The 19,779-nt window shown below is 72.6% G+C and carries 19 protein-coding genes; 10 read left to right on the top strand and 9 right to left on the bottom strand.

Features of this window, described 5'->3' with window-relative positions; all coding sequences use genetic code 11:
• Positions 1-24: 24 nt before the first annotated feature.
• From L1857_RS14080 to L1857_RS14070, 3 genes are read right to left on the bottom strand one after another with little or no spacing between them, the layout of a single operon-like run.
• Entirely contained in the window at positions 25-852 is an 828-nt protein-coding gene (locus tag L1857_RS14080; protein WP_094005148.1) for a carbohydrate ABC transporter permease, read from the bottom strand.
• Positions 853-856: 4 nt separating this feature from the next.
• The gene (locus tag L1857_RS14075) at positions 857-1,813 is read right to left on the bottom strand and encodes a carbohydrate ABC transporter permease (protein WP_094005149.1); all 957 of its coding nucleotides are present in this window, start codon (positions 1,811-1,813) and stop codon (positions 857-859) included.
• Complete coding sequence (locus L1857_RS14070) at positions 1,810-2,835, bottom strand: LacI family DNA-binding transcriptional regulator (protein WP_094005150.1); 1,026 nt, start codon at positions 2,833-2,835, stop codon at positions 1,810-1,812. Before L1857_RS14070 ends, L1857_RS14075 begins: the two co-directional genes overlap by 4 nt.
• 444 nt (positions 2,836-3,279) lie before the next feature.
• On the opposite strand from L1857_RS14070, the gene L1857_RS14065 reads away from it, so the two are divergent.
• The 8 genes from L1857_RS14065 (at position 3,280) to L1857_RS14030 (ending at position 10,765) form a co-directional block, all read left to right on the top strand.
• Positions 3,280-4,419 (top strand): endonuclease/exonuclease/phosphatase family protein, encoded by a 1,140-nt coding sequence (locus L1857_RS14065; protein WP_240323060.1) that lies wholly within the window; start codon positions 3,280-3,282, stop codon positions 4,417-4,419.
• 120 nt (positions 4,420-4,539) lie between these two features.
• Positions 4,540-5,304: a GntR family transcriptional regulator gene (locus tag L1857_RS14060; protein ID WP_094005152.1), complete on the top strand. Its 765-nt coding sequence runs from the start codon at positions 4,540-4,542 to the stop codon at positions 5,302-5,304.
• 91 nt (positions 5,305-5,395) lie between these two features.
• Positions 5,396-6,499: a TIGR03364 family FAD-dependent oxidoreductase gene (locus tag L1857_RS14055; RefSeq protein ID WP_249465276.1), complete on the top strand. Its 1,104-nt coding sequence runs from the start codon at positions 5,396-5,398 to the stop codon at positions 6,497-6,499.
• Positions 6,496-7,179, top strand: a complete 684-nt coding sequence (locus tag L1857_RS14050; protein WP_094005154.1) for a phosphonatase-like hydrolase — start codon at positions 6,496-6,498, stop codon at positions 7,177-7,179. Before L1857_RS14055 ends, L1857_RS14050 begins: the two co-directional genes overlap by 4 nt.
• Positions 7,164-8,132: a 2-aminoethylphosphonate ABC transporter substrate-binding protein gene (locus L1857_RS14045; RefSeq protein ID WP_249465273.1), complete on the top strand. Its 969-nt coding sequence runs from the start codon at positions 7,164-7,166 to the stop codon at positions 8,130-8,132. Before L1857_RS14050 ends, L1857_RS14045 begins: the two co-directional genes overlap by 16 nt.
• Positions 8,129-9,199 carry an ABC transporter ATP-binding protein gene (locus L1857_RS14040; protein ID WP_249465271.1) on the top strand — a complete coding sequence of 357 codons (1,071 nt, stop codon included), beginning with the start codon at positions 8,129-8,131 and terminating at the stop codon, positions 9,197-9,199. Before L1857_RS14045 ends, L1857_RS14040 begins: the two co-directional genes overlap by 4 nt.
• Positions 9,200-9,210: 11 nt before the next feature.
• Positions 9,211-9,990 carry a 2-aminoethylphosphonate ABC transporter permease subunit gene (locus L1857_RS14035; protein WP_429727759.1) on the top strand — a complete coding sequence of 260 codons (780 nt, stop codon included), beginning with the start codon at positions 9,211-9,213 and terminating at the stop codon, positions 9,988-9,990.
• Positions 9,968-10,765 (top strand): ABC transporter permease, encoded by a 798-nt coding sequence (locus L1857_RS14030; protein WP_116109581.1) that lies wholly within the window; start codon positions 9,968-9,970, stop codon positions 10,763-10,765. Before L1857_RS14035 ends, L1857_RS14030 begins: the two co-directional genes overlap by 23 nt.
• A 55-nt stretch (positions 10,766-10,820) precedes the next feature.
• Here L1857_RS14030 and L1857_RS14025 read toward each other — a convergent pair whose 3' ends face one another.
• A complete protein-coding gene (locus L1857_RS14025) occupies positions 10,821-11,561 on the bottom strand; it encodes a GAF and ANTAR domain-containing protein (RefSeq protein WP_116109582.1) in 741 nt (246 codons plus the stop codon).
• A 183-nt stretch (positions 11,562-11,744) separates the two neighbouring features.
• Here L1857_RS14025 and L1857_RS14020 point away from each other — a divergent pair, with 183 nt between their 5' ends.
• Complete coding sequence (locus tag L1857_RS14020) at positions 11,745-12,089, top strand: STAS domain-containing protein (protein WP_094005159.1); 345 nt, start codon at positions 11,745-11,747, stop codon at positions 12,087-12,089.
• Positions 12,090-12,093: 4 nt separating this feature from the next.
• Here the strand turns inward: L1857_RS14020 and L1857_RS14015 are convergent, their stop codons facing one another.
• The 4 genes from L1857_RS14015 to L1857_RS13995 form a co-directional block, all read right to left on the bottom strand.
• Complete coding sequence (locus L1857_RS14015; protein ID WP_094005160.1) at positions 12,094-12,849, bottom strand: GAF and ANTAR domain-containing protein; 756 nt, start codon at positions 12,847-12,849, stop codon at positions 12,094-12,096.
• A gap of 132 nt (positions 12,850-12,981) precedes the next feature.
• Entirely contained in the window at positions 12,982-13,974 is a 993-nt protein-coding gene (locus tag L1857_RS14010) for an LLM class flavin-dependent oxidoreductase (protein ID WP_249465267.1), read from the bottom strand.
• A 609-nt stretch (positions 13,975-14,583) separates the two neighbouring features.
• Positions 14,584-15,588, bottom strand: coding sequence for a glucose-6-phosphate dehydrogenase (coenzyme-F420) (gene fgd, locus L1857_RS14000; protein WP_094005163.1), 1,005 nt, complete (start codon positions 15,586-15,588; stop codon positions 14,584-14,586).
• Positions 15,589-15,645: 57 nt separating this feature from the next.
• Positions 15,646-17,340 (bottom strand): AMP-binding protein, encoded by a 1,695-nt coding sequence (locus tag L1857_RS13995; RefSeq protein WP_249465265.1) that lies wholly within the window; start codon positions 17,338-17,340, stop codon positions 15,646-15,648.
• 140 nt (positions 17,341-17,480) lie between these two features.
• Here L1857_RS13995 and L1857_RS13990 point away from each other — a divergent pair, with 140 nt between their 5' ends.
• Entirely contained in the window at positions 17,481-18,803 is a 1,323-nt protein-coding gene (locus tag L1857_RS13990; protein ID WP_094005165.1) for an MFS transporter, read from the top strand.
• A 42-nt stretch (positions 18,804-18,845) separates the two neighbouring features.
• Here the strand turns inward: L1857_RS13990 and L1857_RS13985 are convergent, their stop codons facing one another.
• Positions 18,846-19,655 (bottom strand): LuxR C-terminal-related transcriptional regulator, encoded by an 810-nt coding sequence (locus L1857_RS13985; protein ID WP_094005166.1) that lies wholly within the window; start codon positions 19,653-19,655, stop codon positions 18,846-18,848.
• Between the last annotated feature and the right edge of the window lie 124 nt (positions 19,656-19,779).

The following is a 19,779-nucleotide window of genomic DNA, read 5'->3' as shown; positions in this document are numbered from 1 at the left end:
ACCGACCTTTCGTTTTCTCAGGGTTCATCCCTTCACCGCCCCCGCCATCAGCCCGCTGGTGAGCCTCCGGCGCAGGATGGTGAAGAAGACGATGCTGGGGATCGCGGCGAGCACGGCGCCCGCGGCGAGCGGTCCGAGGGACACCTTGCCCTCACCGCCGATGAACATGTTCAGCGTGATCGGCAGGGTGTAGTTCTCCGGCGACTGCAACAGCACCAGCGCGAAGAAGAACTCGTTCCAGGAGGAGACGAAGCTGAACATCGCCGTGGCGACGATGCCGGGCATCAGCAGCGGGAAGACGATCCGGCGCAGCACGGTCCACCGGCCGGCGCCGTCCATCGCGCCGGCCTCCTCCAGGTCGACCGGGATGGCGGCGACGTAGCCCTGCAGCATCCACAACGCGAACGGCAGCGTGTAGGTGGTGTGCACGAGCGTCAGCCCGGCCAGGCTGTCGGCCAGCCCGATGGTGCGCAGGATCAGGAACAGCGGCAGGATCACCAGCACCACCGGGAACACCTGGGACACCAGGATCCAGCCGACGCCGGCGGCGCGGATCTTGCCCTTGAGCCGGGCCAGCACGTAGGACGCCGGCAGCGCGATGAGGATCACCAGCGCGGTGGACACCAGCGCCACGACCAGGCTGTTGCCCGCCGAGTGCACCAGGCCCTGGCGGTCCAGGGCGTCGGAGTAGTTGTCCCAGTGCCACTGCTGCGGCAGCAGGCTCACGGAGAGCGAGTTGAGCTCGCCGGAGGACTTCACCGACGCCGAGATCAGCCACAGCAGCGGGAAGCCGAGGAACAGGATGTAGGCCGCCAGCGCCAGGTACTGGGCGGGACGGAGCAGGACGCGCATCTCGTCACCGCCCCCGCTCGGCGCGGTCGTCGCGGAACTGCGACCGCAGGTAGATCGCCAGCAGCAGCACGACGATGATCACGAGCACCAGGCCCATCGCCGCCGCGTAGCCGATGTTGCGGTTCTTGAACGCCTCGAGGTAGATGAAGAGCACCGGCACCATCGTCTTTCCGCCCGGCCCGCCCTCGGTGAGGACGTAGACCAGCGAGAACGAGTTGAAGTTCCAGATGAAGTTCAGCGACGTGATCGAGGTGACGATCGGCCGCAGGCTGGGCCAGGTGACCGCGGTGAACCGCCGCCACGCGCCCGCGCCGTCCACCGCCGCGGCCTCGTGCAGGTCCTGGGGGATCTGCTGCAGGCCGGCCAGCAGCGTGACGGTGGTCTGCGGCATGCCGACCCACACGCCGACGACGATCACCGCGGGCAGGGCGGTGGAGAAGTCGCCGAGCCAGTTGGTGTCGGCGGGCAGGCCGACGCTGCCGAGGAAGGCGTTGAGCGGGCCGCCGTTGGCCGAGTAGATCATCTGCCACATGATCGCGACGACGACCGGCGGCATGGCCCACGGGATGAGCGCGAGGACGCGGGTCAGGCCCTGCAGTTTCAGTCCGGAGTTGAGCAGCAGCGCCAGGCCCATCGACGCGGCCAGCTGCAGCAGGGTGACGCCGACGGTCCAAATGAGACCGATGCGCAGGCTGTCCCAGAAGAACGCGTTGCCGGCGAGCTTGGTGAAGTTGTCGATGCCGGTGAAGTCGTAGTCCGGGTCGCGCACCAGGCGGGCGTCGGTGAACGCCAGGGCCAGGCCCATCACCAGGGGCGCGACGCTGAGCACGAGGATCGGGATCAGCGACGGCATCACCAGCGCGATCGCCTCGCGGCGGCGGGAGCGGGCCATCGTGCCCTTGCCGCGCTTGCGGGGCGCCGGGGCTGGTGCGGGGGCGCGGGTGTCCGCGGCCAGGGTCATCGCCGGCCTCCCTCGGTGAGCCCGCCGGCGGCGGGAACGGTGGAACCACGCACGATCAGCTCCGGGCCGACCGTGACCTGCTGCGCGTCCTGGCCGTCGTCGTCGGCGAGGCGGAGCATGAGCTGCGCGGCGGCGCGGCCGCGCTCGGTGCTGCCGAGCGAGACGCTGGTCAGGGTCGGGTGGAAGACGCGGCCGATCTCGGTGTCGTCCATGCCGGTCACCGCGATGTCGCCGGGAACGGACAGCCCGAGTTCGCGGATGGCGTGGATGGCGCCGATGGCGAGCAGGTCGTTGGCCGCGACGATGGCGTCGAGGCGTTCCGGGGCGTTCGTGAGGAGGCGGCGCGCGGCGGTGAGGCCGGCGGCGACGGTGAAGTCCTCGGCGATCTCGGTGGGGCTGTCGGCCCGGATGGCTTCCTGGAAGCCGCGCTGGCGGGCTTGGCCGGGGGTGGTGTCGAGGGGGCCGTTGAGGAAGCCGATCCGGCGGCGGCCCAGGTCCTGCAGGTGGCGGACCGCCTGGCCGATGCCGCCCGCGGAGTCGGTGGAGACCGAGCTGATGCCGTGGGCGTCCAGGGCGCGGCCGATGACCACGACCGGGACGGCGGCCTGCTGGATCGCCTCGATCAGGCGGTCGTCGGTGCGCAGCGGGCTGATGACCATGCCGTCGACGAAGCCGCTGTTCAGGCTGCGGACCAGGTCGGTGGTCGAGGTGGAGGTGTCGCCGGTGGTCATGACCACGACGCGGTACCCGTGCGGGGCGAGGACCTCGTGGATGGCCCGCATCATCTCGACGTAGACCGGGTTGCCGATGTCGGCGACCGCGAAGGCGATCTGGAAGGTCTTCTTCATCCGCAGCGACCGGCCGATGGCGTCCGGGCTGTAGCCCAGCTCCTCCGCGGCGGCCCGGACGCGCTCGATCATGGCCGGGCTCGCGCCGGTGCCGTGCAGGGCACGGGAGGTCGAGGCCAGGGACACCCCGGCTCGTTCGGCCACCTGCAGCAGCGTGGCCCGTGTAGACGTCATTGTCGCTCCGTCGTCGTCCGTTGCCTTGGAAACGTTTCCAGTTCGTTACGCTCCGTGGTGGAAACGATTCCAAGGGGCTGCCGGGAATAGTGACACCCGCTTGGCGAGGTGTCAACACCGGGGTTTCGGAGGCTGCATCAGCCCTGGCCGGACCGGGCGGAGATGGGTGGGGACGCGAGTCCCACACTCGGCGCCGCGAGTCCCCCGCTCCGTGGCGCGAGTCCCCCGCTCGGTGGCGCGAGTCCCACGTTCGGCGCCGCGAGTCCCACGTTCGGCGCCGCGAGTCCCACGCTCTGCGCCGCGAGTCCCCCGCTCTGCGCCGCGAGTCCCCCGCTCGCGCGCGCGAGTTCCACGTTCACGCGCGCGAGTCGTACTCAGCCGCGGGAGTTCCGTGCCGCGGCAGGAACCTCCCGCGAACTGGCCGCCGGGCAGGGACTGAACCTGATGAGTTCGACGCTGCTCACCGAGGACACCGGGGTGCCGTTCGACGAGCTGCAGGCCGAGCAGACCGCGATCTTCCGCGCGGAGTGGGCGCGGCACGGCCACCTCCGCGAGCCGCGGGTTTCGGTGAGCCGCAGCGTCGTCCCGATCACCACCGACCCCGGCCGGGTCCACTTCGGACGGGAACGCGACAGCCAGGACCAGGTCGGCCGGCTGGACGGCGGGGTGGCTCGGTTCGGGAAGTCCTACGGCACCCGACGCCGGCCAGCGCTGAAACGTTCGCCGCTCGTTCACCGCGTCCTCATGTGCCCGGTCGAAGATCGCCGGGTGCGCAGAATCGTGACGATCGTGCTGATGCTGACGGCAGTCCTGGCGGCGGCGCTGCCCGCGAACGCGAGCGAGCCGCGGCAGCGGGTGCTGTCCGTGCTGAGTTTCAACATCCACCACGCGCAGGGCACCGACGACGTGCTCGACCTCGCGCGCGTGGCCGGGGTGATCCGGGACAGCGGCGCCGACGTGGTCGGGCTGCAGGAGGTGGACCGGCACTACTCGGCGCGCAGCGACTGGGCCGACCAGGCGAGCGAGCTGGCCCGGATGCTCGGCTACCACGTGGTCTTCGGCGCGAACATCGACCGCGATCCGCCGGCCGCGGGCAGCCCGCGGATCCAGTACGGCACCGCGATCCTGTCCCGCTACCCGATCACCGCGTGGGAGAACACGTACCTGTTCCGTTCGCCGGGCCAGGAGCAGCGCGGGCTGCTGCACGCGGTGGTGGACGTGCGCGGGGTGACGGTGCACGTGTACGACACGCACCTGGCGGCCAGCGCGCAGACCGACCGCCTGGAGCAGACGCGGCAGATCGCGGACCTGATCGGCGACACCGCCCCGGCGGTGCTCGTGGGTGATCTGAACGCGCTCCCGGAGGCCCCGGAGATCGCCACGCTGAACGCGGCTTTCACCGACGCCTGGCCGGTGTCCGGCAAGGGCGGCGGGGCGACCTACCCGGCGGAGGCGCCGGACCGGCGGATCGACTACGTCTACGCGTCGCGCTCGGTGTCGCCGCTGGTGACGCGGGTGCTCGACGGGAACCCGGCGGCGTCGGACCACCTGCCGCTGATGAGCCGGCTACTGGTGCGGCACTGATCACCAGCGCGCCTCGGTCGAAGGCAAGCTTGTCGTGGCGGGTGGCCAGGCCGCACCTCTCGGTATGCCGCAGCACGCGGCACGGGTGCCCGCCACAACGCTGCCGTATGCTCGCGTTCCGTGTCAGGTGAGCCCGCGTCCGCCGATCGGCCCGTGCGTGCGGGCATCCCGGAGCACGGCCGCGTCCCGCGGTACTACGCGCTCAAGGTCCGGCTGCTCGAGCTGATCGCCGAGCTGGGCGAAGGCGCCGCGCTCCCCACCGAGCGCGAACTGTCCGAACGGTACGACGTCTCGCGCGCCAGCGTGCGGCAGGCCGTCGCCGATCTGGTGCTGGACGGCAGGTTGCGCCGCCGCCAGGGCAGCGGCACCTTCGTCGCGGGCCCCAAGCTGGTGCAACGCCTCGCCCTGGTCAGCTACACCGAAGGCCTGCGACAGCAGGGCGTCGACCCCGGCCGCGCGCTGATCACGCTGGAACACCTGCCCGCGGACGAGAACCTGGCCCGCGAGCTGCACATCGAGCCGGGCGCGGAGGTCGTCCACCTGGAACGGGTGCTGCTCGCCGACGGGGAACGCGTCGGCCTGGAGTCCACGTTCCTGGTCTCGGCCCGCTTCCCGGACCTGCTGGACGTCTTCGAGCCGGCCGGCTCGCTGTACGCGTGCCTGCGGGACGAACTCGGCGTCGTCTTCGCCGGCGCGGAGGAACGCGTGGAGACCGTGCTCGCCACCCCGCGGGAGGCGCTGCTGGTCGGCACCCCGCCCGGCCTGCCGATGCTGTTGCTGCACCGCGTGTCCTGGGAACCGGACGGCACGCCGTTCGAGCGGGTGCGGTCGCTGTTCCGCGGTGACCGGCTCAGCTTCGTCACCCGCCTGGGCCCGGACAGCTAGATCACGAAACGATAACTCATCCAGTCCAATCTTCATCGCGCGTTGGCTCCGAAGCCACGGACCGTTCACGACCGGCGGCGAAGGTTGCGTCGTGCGAATTCTCATCGTGGGTGGCGGGGTGCTCGGCACCCTGCACGCCTGGCAGGCCGTCCGGCGCGGCCACGACGTGGTCCAGATCGAACGGGAACGCGAGGCGCGGGGCGCGTCCGTGCGCAACTTCGGGCTGGTGTGGGTCAGCGGCCGCGCCCCGGGGATGGAGCTGGAGACGGCGCTGCGGGCGCGCCGGCTGTGGGAGGAGGTCGGCGCGCGGACACCCGGGCTCGGGTTCCGTGCGAACGGCTCCCTCACCGTGCTGCGGACCGAGGCCGAGTACGCCGTCGCCGCCGCGGCGCCGGCCGACCGCGAGTTCAAACTGCTCGACGCGACGGAGACGCGAGCGCTGAACCCCGCGCTGCGCGGCGACTTCCTGGGCGCGTTGTGGTGCCCGCAGGACGCGGCGGTCGAACCGCGCACGGCACAGCCCGCGCTGCGCGCCGCGCTCGCGACCAGCGGCCGCTACACCTGGCTGCCCGGCCGCGAGGTCCGCGCGCTGACCCGGCTCGGCGTGCTCGACGACCACGGCGACCGGCACGAGGGCGACCTGGTCCTGCTGTGCACCGGCGCCCGGCTCGGTGGCCTGGTCCGCGAGCTGGCCGCGGATCTGCCCGTGCGCCGCGTGCGGTTGCAGATGGCGCAGACCGAACCGCTGGGTGAGCCGCTCACCACGTCGGTTGCCGACGGGGACAGCTTCCGCTACTACCCGGCCTACCGCGGCGACGCGCTCACCGCCCTCAACCGCGAGCAGCCGCAGAACGAGGTCGCCGCGGCGCACGCGATGCAGCTGCTCATGGTGCAGCGCCGCGACGGCGGGCTCACCATCGGCGACACGCACGGCTACGACGAGCCGTTCCCGTTCGACGTCGAGGAGGCGCCCTACGACCACCTGAGCGCGGTCGCCGGGGCGTTGCTGGGCAGGCCGCTCCCCCGGATCGTGCGCCGCTGGGCAGGTGTCTACGCGCAGTCCGCCGACCCGTCGGTGGTCGTCCACCGCGCCCGCGTCGCCGACAACGCCTGGCTGGTCACCGGGCCGGGCGGCCGCGGGATGACGTGCGCGCCCGCGATCGCCGAGGACACCGCGAAGGAGGCCGGGCTGTGACCCCCGAGCTGGTCGTGCTGGACATGGCCGGCACCACGGTCGCCGACGACGGGCTCGTCGAGCGGGCCTTCACCGCGGCGATCACCGCCGTCGGCGTGCCCGCGGACCGGCACCCGCCGATGCTGGACCACGTCCGGCGCACCATGGGCCAGTCGAAGATCACCGTGTTCCGCGCCCTGCTCGGGGAGGAAACCCTCGCCCAGCGGGCGAACGACGAGTTCCGCCGCGTCTACGAAGGACTCGTCCACACCGGACACTGCGTGCCGCTGCCCGGCGCGGCGGACACGATCCGCGTGCTGCGGGCGGCCGGGGTCAAGGTCGCGCTCACCACCGGGTTCGCCGCCGGCACCCAGCACGCGATCCTGGACGCGCTGGGCTGGCAGGACCTCGCCGACCTCGCGCTCGCCCCGGGCCCCGGCGTGCGTGGCCGCCCGTTCCCCGATCTCGTGCTGACCGCCGCACTGCGCCTGGAGGTCACCGACATGCGCGCGGTGGCCGTCGCGGGCGACACCCCGTCCGACATCCGCACCGCGCTGCGCTCCGGCGCGCCGGTGGCCGCCGGGGTGCTGACCGGTGCCGGGACCGCCGCCGACCTGCGCGCGGCCGGCGCCACCCACGTCCTGGACTCCGTCTCCGATCTCCCCACCGCGTTAGGAGTGCTCCCGTGCGAAGGAAACTGAGCGTCGCGCTCGCCGCCGTGCTGATGGCCGTGCTGTCCGCCTGTGGCGGCACGGCGGGCGGCAACGGCACCGACGTCGTCACCCTCTACACCGCCGACGGCCTGGAGGACTGGTACGCCCAGCGGTTCGGCGAGTTCACGGCCCGGACGGGCATCACCGTCCAGGTCGTCACCGCCGGCTCCGGCGAGGTCACCTCGCGCGTGGAGAAGGAGCGGGCCAACCCGCAGGCCGACGTCCTGGTGACGCTGCCGCCGTTCATCCAGCGGGCCGCGTCGCAGAACCTGCTGACCGGCTCCGGCTACGCGCCGATGATCAACAACTACCTGTGCTTCATCGCCACCACGGGGCAGCCGGCGCCGCGGACCTGGGACGACCTGCTCGACCCGAAGTACCGGGGCAAGCTGCAGTACTCCACCCCCGGCGAGGCGGGCGACGGCACCGCGGTGCTGCTCCAGCTGCAGCACGTCTTCGGCAAGCAGGGCGCGCTGGACTACCTGGCGAGGTTGCAGGCCAACAACGTCGGCCCGTCGTCGTCGACCGGGAAGCTGCAGCCCAAGGTCGCCAAGGGCGAGCTGCTGGTGGCCAACGGCGACGTGCAGATGAACCTCGCCGAGATCGAGGCGAGCGGCGGGTTCGAGGTGTTCTTCCCGGCCGACGCGACCGGCACCCGGTCCACGTTCGCGCTGCCCTACTACGCCGGCCAGGTCGCGGGCGGGCCGCACCCGGACAACGCGCGCAAGCTGGTGGACTTCCTGTTCTCGCCCCAGGTGCAGGCGACCGCCGTGGACGCCTACGGGCTGCCCGGCCGGGCGGACGTCGCGGTGAGCGGGCCCAAGGCCGACCGGATCAAGGCGGTGCTGCAGGGCGTGGAGATCTGGCAGCCGGACTGGAACGCGGTGCTGGCCGGCCTGGACGCCGACCTGGACGCCTACCGGAAGGCCGTCGGGCGGTGACACCGGCGATCGAGCTGCGCGGGGTGTCCGTCCACTACGGACGCACCTGCGCGCTGTCCGAAGTGGACCTGACGGTCGGGCGGGGCGAGACGCTGGCGTTGCTGGGCCCGTCCGGCTCGGGCAAGTCCACCGCGCTGAAGGCGATCGCCGGGTTCGTCCGGCCGAGCGCGGGCCGGGTGCTGCTCGACGGCGCGGACATCACCGATCTGCCCCCGTCGCGCCGCGGCCTCGGTGTCGTGGTGCAGAACTACGCCCTGTTCCCGCACCTGCGGGTGGCCGACAACGTCGCGTTCGGACTGCGGGCGCGGCGCCTGCCCCGCGCCGAGGTCCGCGAGCGGGTGCGGGAGACGCTGGAGCTGGTCGGCATGGCCGGTTACGCCCGGCGCTACCCGCGGGAGCTGTCCGGCGGCCAGCAGCAGCGGGTGGCGATCGCCCGCGCGCTCGCGATCCGGCCGCCGGTGCTGCTGCTGGACGAGCCGCTGTCCGCGCTCGACGCGGCGCTGCGCGAGGACATGGTCGCCGAGCTGCTGCGGCTGCGGGCGGAGCTGCCGGACACCACGCTGATCCACGTCACGCACGACCAGGGTGAGGCGCTCGCGCTGGCCGACCGGATCGCCGTGATGCGGGACGCGAAGCTGGTCGAGGCCGGGCCGTCGGGCCGGCTCTACCACCGGCCGTCGCGCGAGTTCACCGCGAGCTTCCTCGGCGCGGCCAACCTGATCCCGGTCGAACTCGTGCGCCACGACGGCGACGACCTGGTCACCGTGCGGCTCGGCGGGCGCGAGCTGCCCGCCGGACCGGTCACCGGTGTCCCCGGCGGTGCGGTCGCGCTCGGGGTGCGGCCGCACCGGCTCGGCGTGCACGCGCCGGGCCGCGAACTGTTCCCCGCGACCTTGAAGGGTGTGCAATGGCGTGGCAGTGGCTTCCGGCTCGATCTCGACCTGGAGCTGACGTCGGGGTCCTGTCCGGTCCGCGCGGAGGTCGCGACGGTGGACGGGCTGCCCGGCGTCGGGCAGCGGGTCGGGGTGTCCATTCCGGACGGTTGCCCGGTCGTCCCGCTCGGGTAGCGGCCTGGCTGGTGCCGCCGCTGCTCGTGGTGGTGGCGTTCTTCGGTTATCCGCTGGCCCTGGTGGTCCGCCAGTCGCTGACCGCCGAGGACGGCGGTGCCGGGTTCGCGGTGTGGCTGGAGGTGCTCGGGTCGGCCGAGTTCCTCCGCGCCGCGTGGCGGACGGTGGCGATCGCGCTGGGCACCACGGCCGGCTGCGTGCTGCTGGGCACGTTCCTGGCGCTGGTGATCGCGTTCGTGCCGTTCCCGGGCGCCCGGGCGCTGTCCCGGCTCGCCGACACCATGCTGGCGTTCCCGTCGTTCCTCATCGCGTTGTCGCTGACGTTCCTCTACGGCAGCGCGGGGATCTTCCCCGGCGCCGGGTTCCTGTACTCGCCGTGGGGCGTGCTGCTGGCCGAGATCACGTTCTACACGCCGTTCGTGCTGCGGCCGGCGCTCGCGGCGTTCGGGCAGATCCCGGCGGCGCAGCTGAACGTGGCGGCGAGCCTGGGCGCCGGCCCGTGGCGGGTGCTGCGGCAGGTCGTGCTGCCCGGGGCGCTGCCCGGGCTCGCGTCCGGCGCGTGCCTGACGATGCTGCTGGCGATGAACGAGTTCGGCATCGTGCTGTTCATCGGCGCCAAGGACGTGACCACGCTGCCCGTTCTCGTCTACACCAAGGGGATCGTGACGTTCGACTACCCGGCGGCGTGTGTCGTGGCGGTGGTGAACGTGGTGTTCTCGCTGCTGCTCTACCGCGCTCACCGGTGGGCGCTGTCGAAGGGAGACCGCCGTGCTGCTGTGGACGCGGGGTAGCCGGATCGCCGTGCGCGTGGTGTTCGCGGTGCTGTTCACCGTCGTGGTGGCGGCGCCGCTGGTGATGATCGTGCTCGCGGCGGTCGCGGGCTCGTGGACCGGGGTACTGCCGGGCGCGTTCACCGCGGCGCACCTCGGCGAGGCGCTGTCCGGGGAGAACCTGGCGAGCCTGTCGGTGAGCGTGCAGACCGGGCTGATCGCCTCCGCCGGGTCGGTGCTGCTGGGCACGTGGGCCGCGCTGGCCGCCGCGTCCGCGCCGCCCCGGCTGCGGCGGCTGGCCGACACGCTGTTCCACCTGCCGATCGCGGTGCCGTCGGTGGTGCTCGGGCTGGCGCTGCTGGTCGCGTTCAGCCGGCCGCCGGTGCTGCTCAACGGGACGCGGTGGATCGTGCTGCTCGGGCACCTGCTGATCGTGCTGCCGTTCACCTACAGCACGGTGTCGGCCGCGTGCCGCCGGGCGGATCCGCAGCTCGCGCTGGTGGCGGAGAGCCTCGGCGCCGGCCCGGTCCGGGTCCTGCTGCGGGTGCGCCTGCCGTTGCTGCTGCCGTCGATGGTGGCCTCGGCGAGCCTGGCGCTGGCGATGTCACTGGGCGAGCTGGGCGCGACGATGATGCTGTACCCACCGGACTGGCAGACGCTGCCGACGCGGATCTTCGCGCTCGCCGACCGCGGGCACGTGTTCCTGGCCGCGGCGGGCACGGTGGTCCTGCTGGGCACGACGCTGGCCGGGGCTCTGCTGACCGGCCTGGCCCGCGGGCGCGCCGCGGAGCGGTGATCCGCGGCGCCGGCTCCCGCAAGGTGTTGGGACGAGGAGGGAGGCCGGCGGGCCGTCAGCGCGCGTGCAGCACGTCGGCCAGCCGGCCGGCGTGGTGAGCCGCCACGAGGGCGGCCGCCACGTCGCGCAACTTCACGTTCCGCTGCTGCGACATCCGCTTCAACGCGGCCAGCGCCTCGTCCGCGGACTGGTCGTCGTGGCGCATCAGGAGGCCCTGGGCCTGCGCGATCACCGTCCGGGTGCGCAGGGCGGTCTGCACGTGCCCCAGCAGGCGGATGTTGTCGTGGTAGAGCGCGCTGTTGTCGAACGCCACCCCCGCGTGCAGGGTGAACAGCAGCGCGAGGTCGTGCGAGCCATCGCCGAAGCGGCCGGGCTCGGTGGACAGCACGCTGAACGCGGCCCCGGACTCCGTGCCGGGCAGCGGCAGCGTCAGCGCGCTGCCGAACCCGTGCCGCCGCAGGTGCGCGCCGTAGGCGGGCCAGCGCCGGTCGGTCGCCGTGTCGTCCAGGCGCCGGGGCTCGCGGTAGGTCAGCGCCTCGGTGACCGGGTCCGGCCCGGACCCGTCGGTCGGCGGCTCCGGCAACGGCTTCCCGGCGGCCGCCAGCACCTCGGCGGTGCCCACGTCGGTGCGCGCCGTGATGGTCGCGCGGTCACAGCCGGGCAGCAGCGCGACGGCCCGGGCGACGTAGCGGGACAGGGTCGCGCTCACGTCGTCGTCATCGACGAGCCTGCCGATCTCGGCCAGCTCCTGCGCGATCGAGAGCACCTCGGGCGCGGACAGGACCGTTTCGCTCATGACAACCTCGTCTCCTCCGCGCGGCCCACCGCCCGCGCCGGGCAAGCCTAGCCGGGCGATGGGGTAAGGTCGGCCAGGTCACGGTTATACAAGCAGCTGTGGCTCGCCATGTCCCGCCCGCGGTGCGCGTCGTCCGCGTCCCGCCCTGTTCTTCGCGAGCCGACGAGCTTGCCAGGAGGTCCCGTGACGAACCTGAAAGTGGAGTGGGCCTACCGCCCGGACGCCCTCGTCGTGACCGTGACGGGTGAAATCGACGCCGGCACCGTCATCCATCTGCGTGATGGTCTGGACGCGGCCCGGGCGGGCGCGCCGGTGCCCCCGCCGCGCGCCGTGGTGCTCGACCTCCAGCAGGTCGGCTTCCTCGACTCGGGCGGGCTCGCGCTGCTGGTCGAGGTGTCCCGCGAGTGCGCGGCCGCCGGGCAGGACCTGACCCTGGTCGCCACGAACCGCGGGGTGCTGCGGCCGCTGGAACTGACCGGCCTGGACCGGGTCTTCACCATCACCGGCGCGGTTCCCCCGACGGCCTGAGCGCTCAGTTCGGCAGGCTGTCGTCCGGGTCCACCTCGTGGCCGGAGTGCTCGGCGACGAACCGCGCCGAAATGGTGTGCAGCTTGACGTTCTCCCGCTGCGACTGACCCACCAGGAGCTGGAAGGCGTCGTCGGCGCTGATCCGCCTGGCCGCCATCAGGATGCCCTTGGCCTGCTCGATGACCCCGCGCGTGCGCATGGCCGTGCGCAGCTGCCGCACCTGCTCCTGGGTGCGCAGCGCGCGCCGGGACAGGCGCAGCACCGTGTCGACCACCGTCGCGTACAGCTCCAGGTACTTCTGGTCGACGTCGCGGAACCCGTGCTCGCCGAACCCGAACAGGTTGATCGCGCCCATCGCCTCGTCGCGCACCTGCAGCGGCGAAGCCAGGTAGCTCGCCACCCCGTCCCCGGCGGCGACCGCGGAGAAGCGCGGCCACAACTGCCGCGCCGTGCTCACCTCGACCCGGACCACCTGGCCGGTTCGCGCCGCGCGCAGGCACGGGCCGTCGTCCTCGGCGTACTGGGCCTCGTCGATCCGCGCGGCGCGGTCGTCGGTCGCGGCGACCGACCGCGCGCCGGACCCGTCGAGCACCGTGATCGAAGCCATGTCGGCCCCGGGCACCACACGGACGACCTGCTCGCAGACCACACGCAGCAGCGCGTCGAAGTCGTCCGTGTTCCCGACCGTGCCGGCCAGTTCCTCGAGAGCACGGGTCACCTCGTCGAGGTGCTCGAGCTGGCCTGCCGCACCGTCGCTCATCCTGGTCGCGTCCTTCCCTACCACCTGCGGATACGGGGCGAGCGACCAGTGATGACAGCACCGGGCCCGCACCCGGTCGCTGTCTGCTCAACAACCCGGCCGATATTACCCGGCGGCCGGAGGGGCGGGCCGCTAGGCGACCGCGGTCATGGCGTTCGCCGTCAGTTCGATCGAGCGGACCCGGTCCGCGACGTCGTGCGCGTGGTGCGCCAGGATCAGCTCGTCGGCCTGGGCGTCGGTTGCGAAGTCCGCCAGGTAGGCCCGCACCTCGGCCGGGGTGCCGACCGCGGTGTAGCGCGTCATCCCCGCCAGGCCGCGGCCGCGCGGCGAGGCCAGGAACGCGTCGATCTCGGCGTCGGTGAAGTTGGCGCCCGCGCGGCCCTGCGACAGCATCGCGCGGGTGCGCGCCCGGTAGGCCACCGTCCGCTGGGCCTCGGCCTCGTCGTGGTCCTCCGCCGCGAACACGTTCGCCCCGGCGATCACGTACGGCTCGGCCAGCTGCTCCGACGGCTGGAACCGCTCGCGGTACAGCGCGACGGCCTGGTGCAGCGAGTCCGGCGCGAAGTGCGACGCGAACGCGTACGGCAACCCGAGTTGTGCGGCCAGCTGCGCCCCGAACAGCGACGAGCCCAGGATGTAGAGCGGCACGACGCCCTCGGGCCGCGGCACCGACCGCACGCCCTGCACGGCCTTGCCGCTCAGGTAGGCCTGCAGCTCCAGCACGTCCTGCGGGAACGAATCGGCCGACATCGGATCGCGCCGCAGCGCCACCATCGTCTGCTGGTCGCTGCCCGGCGCGCGGCCGAGCCCGAGGTCGATGCGGTCGGGGAACAGCGTCCCCAGGGTGCCGAACTGCTCGGCGATCACCAGCGGCGAGTGGTTGGGCAGCATGATGCCGCCCGCGCCGAGGCGGATCGTCGAGGTGTGCTCGGCGACGTGCCCGATCAGCACGCTGGTCGCGCTGGAGGCGATGGACGCCATGTTGTGGTGCTCGGCGTACCAGACCCGCCGGTAGCCGCTGCGCTCGGCCGCCTGGGCCAGCGCCACGCTGGCCGCGAAGCTCTCGCGCGCGGTCTGGCCGGGCGCGATCGGCGCGAGGTCCAGGACGGACAGGACTGGGGACATGACGGGCTCACCTTTTCCGGGTCACAGGTCGCGGTGAAGGCGCGGATGCGGTCCTCGTCGCGCCGGTAGTACGTCCACTGGCCCTGCCGCGTGGCCAGCAGGAAACCGGCGCGCTGCAGGATGGCCAGGTGCACCGAGACGGTCGACGCCGAGGTCCCGGCCTTCTGCTGGATCAGCCCGACGCACACCCCCGGCCCGGCCGGTTCCCCGGCCGCCGGGAAGTGCGCCGCCGGGTCCTTGAGCCACTCCAGGATGCGCAGCCGCGTCTCGTTCGCCAGGGCCTTGCACTCAGGGAGCACCCGCACCGTCCTTCGACATTTCGCTAATTCCCGAAATTACTCTCGCCGGAGGAGGGCCCGCACCATGACGCCGCTCACGGACACGGGGCCCGCGGGCGACGGGGTGGCGGGCAACCAGCGGATGGCCCAGGCGGGCGTCCCGGGTGCGCGGCGCCGCTCACGAGCAGGCAGCCCGCGAGCGGCGGGTGCCTCCAGCCCAAGAGCACGCGGCCTCAGCGGCGAACCGCGGCAAGAACCGCCCCGGCAGGACCGGCCGGTCGCCCGAGTGCGGCGCCGCTCACGGACACGTAGCCCGTGAGCGGCGAACGCCTCAGCCCAGGGCGCGCAGCCGCGGCAGCACGTCCTCCGCGAACTGGCTCAGGAACCGCTCCTGGTCGTGGCCCGGGCCGTGGAACACGAGGTGGTTCAGGCCCGCGTCCAGGTACGGCTTGATCTGCGCGACCGCCTCGTCCGGGTCCGACGCCACGATCCACCGCTTGGCGACCTGCTCGATCGGCAGCTCGTCGGCCAGCCGCTCCATCTCCTCCGCCGAGGACACCGAGTGCTTCTGCTCCGGGGTCAGCGACAGCGGCGCCCAGAACCGGGTGTTCTCCAGCGCCTTCTCCGGATCCCGGTCGTAGGACATCTTGATCTCGATCATCTTGTCGATGCCCGCGACGTCCCGCTCCGCCGCCGCGGCGCCCTCGGCCACCGCGGGCATCAGCTTGTCGGTGTAGAGCTCCATGCCCTTGCCCGACGTGCAGATGAACCCGTCCCCGGCGCGGCCCGCGTACTTCGCCACCACCGGGCCACCCGCGGCCACGTACACCGGCACCGGCTGCTCCGGCCGGTCGTAGATCTTGGCGTCGACCAGCGTGTAGTACTCGCCCTCGAACGCCACGTTGTCGCTCGTCCACAGCTCGCGCATCAGCTTGATCGCCTCACGCAGCCGCGCGAACCGCTCCTTGAACTCCGGCCACTCCCGGCCCGACACGGCGATCTCGTTCAGCGCCTCGCCCGTGCCCACGCCGAGGACGACCCGGCCGCCGGACAGCAACGACATCGTCGCGAACGCCTGCGCGATCACCGCCGGGTTGTACCGGAACGTCGGGGTCAGCACGCTCGTCCCGATCTGCACCCGGCTGGTCCGCTCCGCCACCGCCGACATCCACGACAACGCGAACGGCGCGTGCCCGCCCTCGTGCCGCCACGGCAGGAAGTGGTCGGACACCATCACCGAGTCCAGGCCCAGCTCCTCGGCCCGCACGGCGTACTCGACCAGATCCCGCGGACCGAACTGCTCCGCCGAGGCCTTGTAGCCGACTTTCAGACCCACGTTCGTCCTCCCTCACTGGTTGCTCACCTCCAACCTACTGCGCGAGGGAGGCGGGCCTCAGGCCCGCAGGTCCGGGAACTGGTCGTCGCGCCACTCGGCGGGGCTGCCGGTGCCCAGCTCGTCCTCCCGGGACCGCAGCTCGACGCGCCGGATCTTGCCCGAGATCGTCTTCGGCAGCTCGAAGAACTCGATCCGCCGCACCCGCTGCCAGGGCGCCAGGTTCTCCCGGGCGTGCCGCAGGATCGACAGCGCCGTCTCCTTCGTCGGCTCGTGGCCGGGCGCGAGCGCGATGTAGGCCTTCGGCACGGCCAGCCGCACCGGGTCCGGCGCGGGCACCACCGCGGCCTCGGCCACGGCCGGGTGCTCGATCAGGACCGACTCCAGCTCGAACGGGCTGATCTTGTAGTCGCTGGCCTTGAACACGTCGTCGGTGCGCCCGATGTAGGTGATGTAGCCCTCGTCGTCGATCGTGGCCACGTCACCGGTGTGGTAGAAGCCACCGGCCATGGCCTCGGCGTTGCGCTCGGGGTCGCCCCGGTAGCCGGTCATCAGGTTCACCGGCTCGCGTGACAGGTCCAGGCAGATCTCGCCCTCGCCGGGACCGTCCAGCGGCCGCCCGCTCGCCGGGTCGACCAGCACGACCGGCACGCCGGGCAGGGCGCGGCCCATCGACCCGGCCTTGACCGCCGACCCCGGCGTGTTGCCGACCTGCGCGGTGGTCTCGGTCTGCCCGAACCCGTCCCGGATCGTCAGGCCCCAGGCGCGCTGGACCTGCCCGATCACCTCCGGGTTGAGCGGTTCACCCGCCCCGATGACCTCGCGCAGCGCGGCCGGTCGCTCGCCGAGGTCGGCGTTGATCAGCATCCGCCACACCGTCGGCGGCGCGCAGAACGAGCTGACCCGCCGCGTCCGCAGCTGCTCCAGCAACGCGACCGCGTCGAAGCGGCGGTAGTTGTAGACGAAGATCGTCGCCTCGGCGATCCACGGCGCGAAGAAGCACGACCAGGCGTGCTTGGCCCAGCCGGGCGAGGAGATGTTGAGGTGCACGTCGCCCGGCCGCAGCCCGAGGAAGTACATCGTGGACAGATGACCGACCGGGTAGGACACCTGGGTGTGCTCCACCAGCTTCGGCCGGGACGTGGTGCCCGAGGTGAAGTACAGCAGCAGCGGGTCGGTCGGCGCGGTCCCGGGGTGCCCGGCCGGGGTGTGCGGCAGGTCCGCGGCGGCGCGCAGATCGGCCCAGCCGTCCGCCTCGCCCACGCTGATCCGGGTGTAGTCGCCGGGCACGTCGGCGAACTTGCCGGTGTCGGCGGCGTTGGCGATGACGAACTTCGCGCCGCTGCGGGCGATCCGGTCGGTCAGGTCGGCGGGGCCGACGGCGCTGGTGGTCGGCAGGATCACCGCGCCCAGCTTCATGATCGCCAGCATCGACTCCCACAGCTCGACCTGGTTGCCGAGCATCAGCAGCACCGGATCGCCGCGGCGCACGCCCCGCTCCCGCAGCCAGGCGGCCAGCCGGTCGGAGGCCCGCGACATCTCCGCGAAGGACCGTTCCGTGGTGGACCCGTCCTCCTCGGCGATCACCAGCGCGGGGCGGTCGTTGTCCCGGGCGATCGCGTCGAACCAGTCCACCGCCCAGTTGAACCGCTCCCCCAGCTCGGGCCAGCGGAACTCGGCCACGGCGCGGGCGTGGTCGGTACGCAGCGCCACCAACTGGTCCCTGCTCGCACGGTAGGCATCGGTCGCGTTCACCGCTTGGTGTCCTTTCGCTCGGGCTGCCCGACATCATGCCGCCGGCCCCCGCCGGGGCGATACCCACGGATGGGGGTAGCGCCCGGTTTGTCCATACCGGACCATTCCTGCCCATCAGACCTCAACGACGAGGAGAACCCGTGTCGAGCCAGACCCCGGCGGTCCCGATGCGCAAGGTGGCCGTGGCCAGTTGCGTCGGGACGACCATCGAGTACTACGACTTCTTCATCTACGGCACCGCCGCCGCGCTGGTGTTCCCGAAGGTGTTCTTCCCCGCGCTGGGCGCCACGGCCGGGACCGTGGCCTCGTTCGCCACGTTCGCCGTCGCGTTCATCGCCCGGCCGGTCGGCGCGATCCTCTTCGGACACTACGGCGACCGGATCGGCCGCAAGCGCACGCTGATCTCCACGCTGCTGCTGATGGGCATCGCCACGGTCCTCATCGGACTGCTGCCCGGCGCGGCGACGATCGGGGTGGCCGCGCCGATCATCCTGGTCGTGCTGCGGTTCGCGCAGGGGCTCGCGGTCGGCGGCGAATGGGCCGGGGCGACCCTGCTGACGGCGGAGTACGCGCCGCCGGCCAAACGGGGCCTGTACGCGGTGTTCCCGCAGCTCGGCCCGGCGATCGCGTTCGCGCTGTCCAGCGGCACGTTCCTGGTGACCAACCTGGTGATGGGCGACGCGGACGCCGCGTTCCTGGACTACGGGTGGCGGGTGCCGTTCCTGGTCAGCATCCTGCTGGTGGCCGTCGGTTTCTACGTGCGGATGAGCATCGCCGAGACGCCGGCCTTCGTCGCCGCCGGTGGCACCGCCGACCTGGACCGGCCGAAGCGGCTGCCGTTCCTGGAGGCGATCCGCAAGCAGCCGCGGGAGATCCTGCTGTCCGCCGGTTCGCTGACGATGCTGTTCGCGTTCTTCTACATGGGCACGACGTACCTGACCAGTTACGGCACGAAGACCGGGCTGACCCGTCCGGTGGTGCTGGGCATCGGCATCGCGGCGGCGGTCGTGTTCGGGATCGTCATCGTGGTGGCCGGGGTGCTGTCGGACCGGCTCGGCAGGCGGCGGGTCATCGTGTACTCCTCGGCGCTGGGCGTGGCGTGGTCGCTGGTGCTGTTCCCGTTGCTGGACACCGGCAGCCCGGTCGCGTTCGGCATCGGCGTGGTGGGCACGTTGATGATCTTCGCGGTGGCGTACGGGCCGGCCGGCTCGTTCCTGCCGGAGCTGTTCCAGACCCGCTTCCGCTACACCGGCGCGGGGCTGGGCTACAACCTGGCGGGTGTGCTGGGCGGCGCGATCCCGCCGCTGGTGGCGCCCAACCTGACCGCGAGCTTCGGCAGCATCGCCGTCGGCGTGATGCTCGCGGTGACCGGGCTGATCTCGCTGGTGTCCACGCTGGCGCTCAAGGAGACCCGCGGCACCGTGATGACCGCCGAGCAGGCCGGCGAACCGACCGCGGTCTAGGCCTGAGGAAGCCGGTGGCGCCGCGTGGCGCCACCGGCTCGCTCACGGCAGCAGCATCAGCCGGCGCGCCTTGACGACGGCCTCGTGCCGGGTGTGGGCGTCCAGCTTGCGCATGACCGAACCCAGGTAGGCCTTCACCGTCTCCCGCGACAGCGACAGCCGCTCGGCGACCTCGCCGTTGGTGAAGCCCAGGGCGACCTGGGCGAGCACGTCGGTCTCCCGGGTGGACAACCGCACCTTCGGTCCCGGGGCGGGCCTGCCCTCGCCGAGGTCGACGAGCCGTTGCGCGGCCGCGTAGATCCGGCGGCGTGCTTCCGGGTCGGGCAGGGCCCCGGCGATGGCCCGCAGCTCGGAGTGCACCGAGCGCAGCTCCTCGCGGGTGGCTCCCGGGGACAGCGAGTCCAGGCGGGCGGTCAGCTCGTCGCGTTCGCTCAGCTCGCGGGCCAGCCGCCTGCCGGACTCCATGAGGGCGTCCCGGACGCGGTCGCCGAACGTCACCGGCCGCCGCACCGCCCCGTACAGCACGCCGCGGCAGCGGCCACCGCTGCGCACGGGCACGGCGATGATCGACGCCAGCCCCTCGGCGAGCACCGGGCGGTCGTAGTCGTGGGTGATGGTGCGGGCGCTGCCGTAGTCGCTCACGGAGATCGGGTGGCCCTGCATCAGCACGCGGCCGCCCAGTCCGGCGCCCGGCAGGACGTCCAGGTTGTGCAGCGCGGTCGTGCGGGTCCCGACGAAGCCGGACAACCGCAGCCGCCCGTCGATCACCTCGCCGCCGAACACCACGGGCAACCCGGCCGCGCGGGCGGCTCCCGCCAACTCCTCATGCAGCACCGAGCGGGCGTCAGACATCGGCGTCCGTCCTCCTCGCACCACACCATCGTCGGTCGCCCCACGGTACCCGCGCGACCAGGGCAAGTCGACTCCCCGGCGTGGCCGCTACCCCCGTCCGGGGGTAGCGCACGGCGTTCAAGGG

The sequence above is a fragment of the Amycolatopsis thermalba genome, from assembly GCF_023376025.1.
GTDB classification, from domain to species: domain Bacteria; phylum Actinomycetota; class Actinomycetes; order Mycobacteriales; family Pseudonocardiaceae; genus Amycolatopsis_E; species Amycolatopsis_E thermalba.
This window is presented reverse-complemented; position numbering and strand designations above follow the sequence as displayed.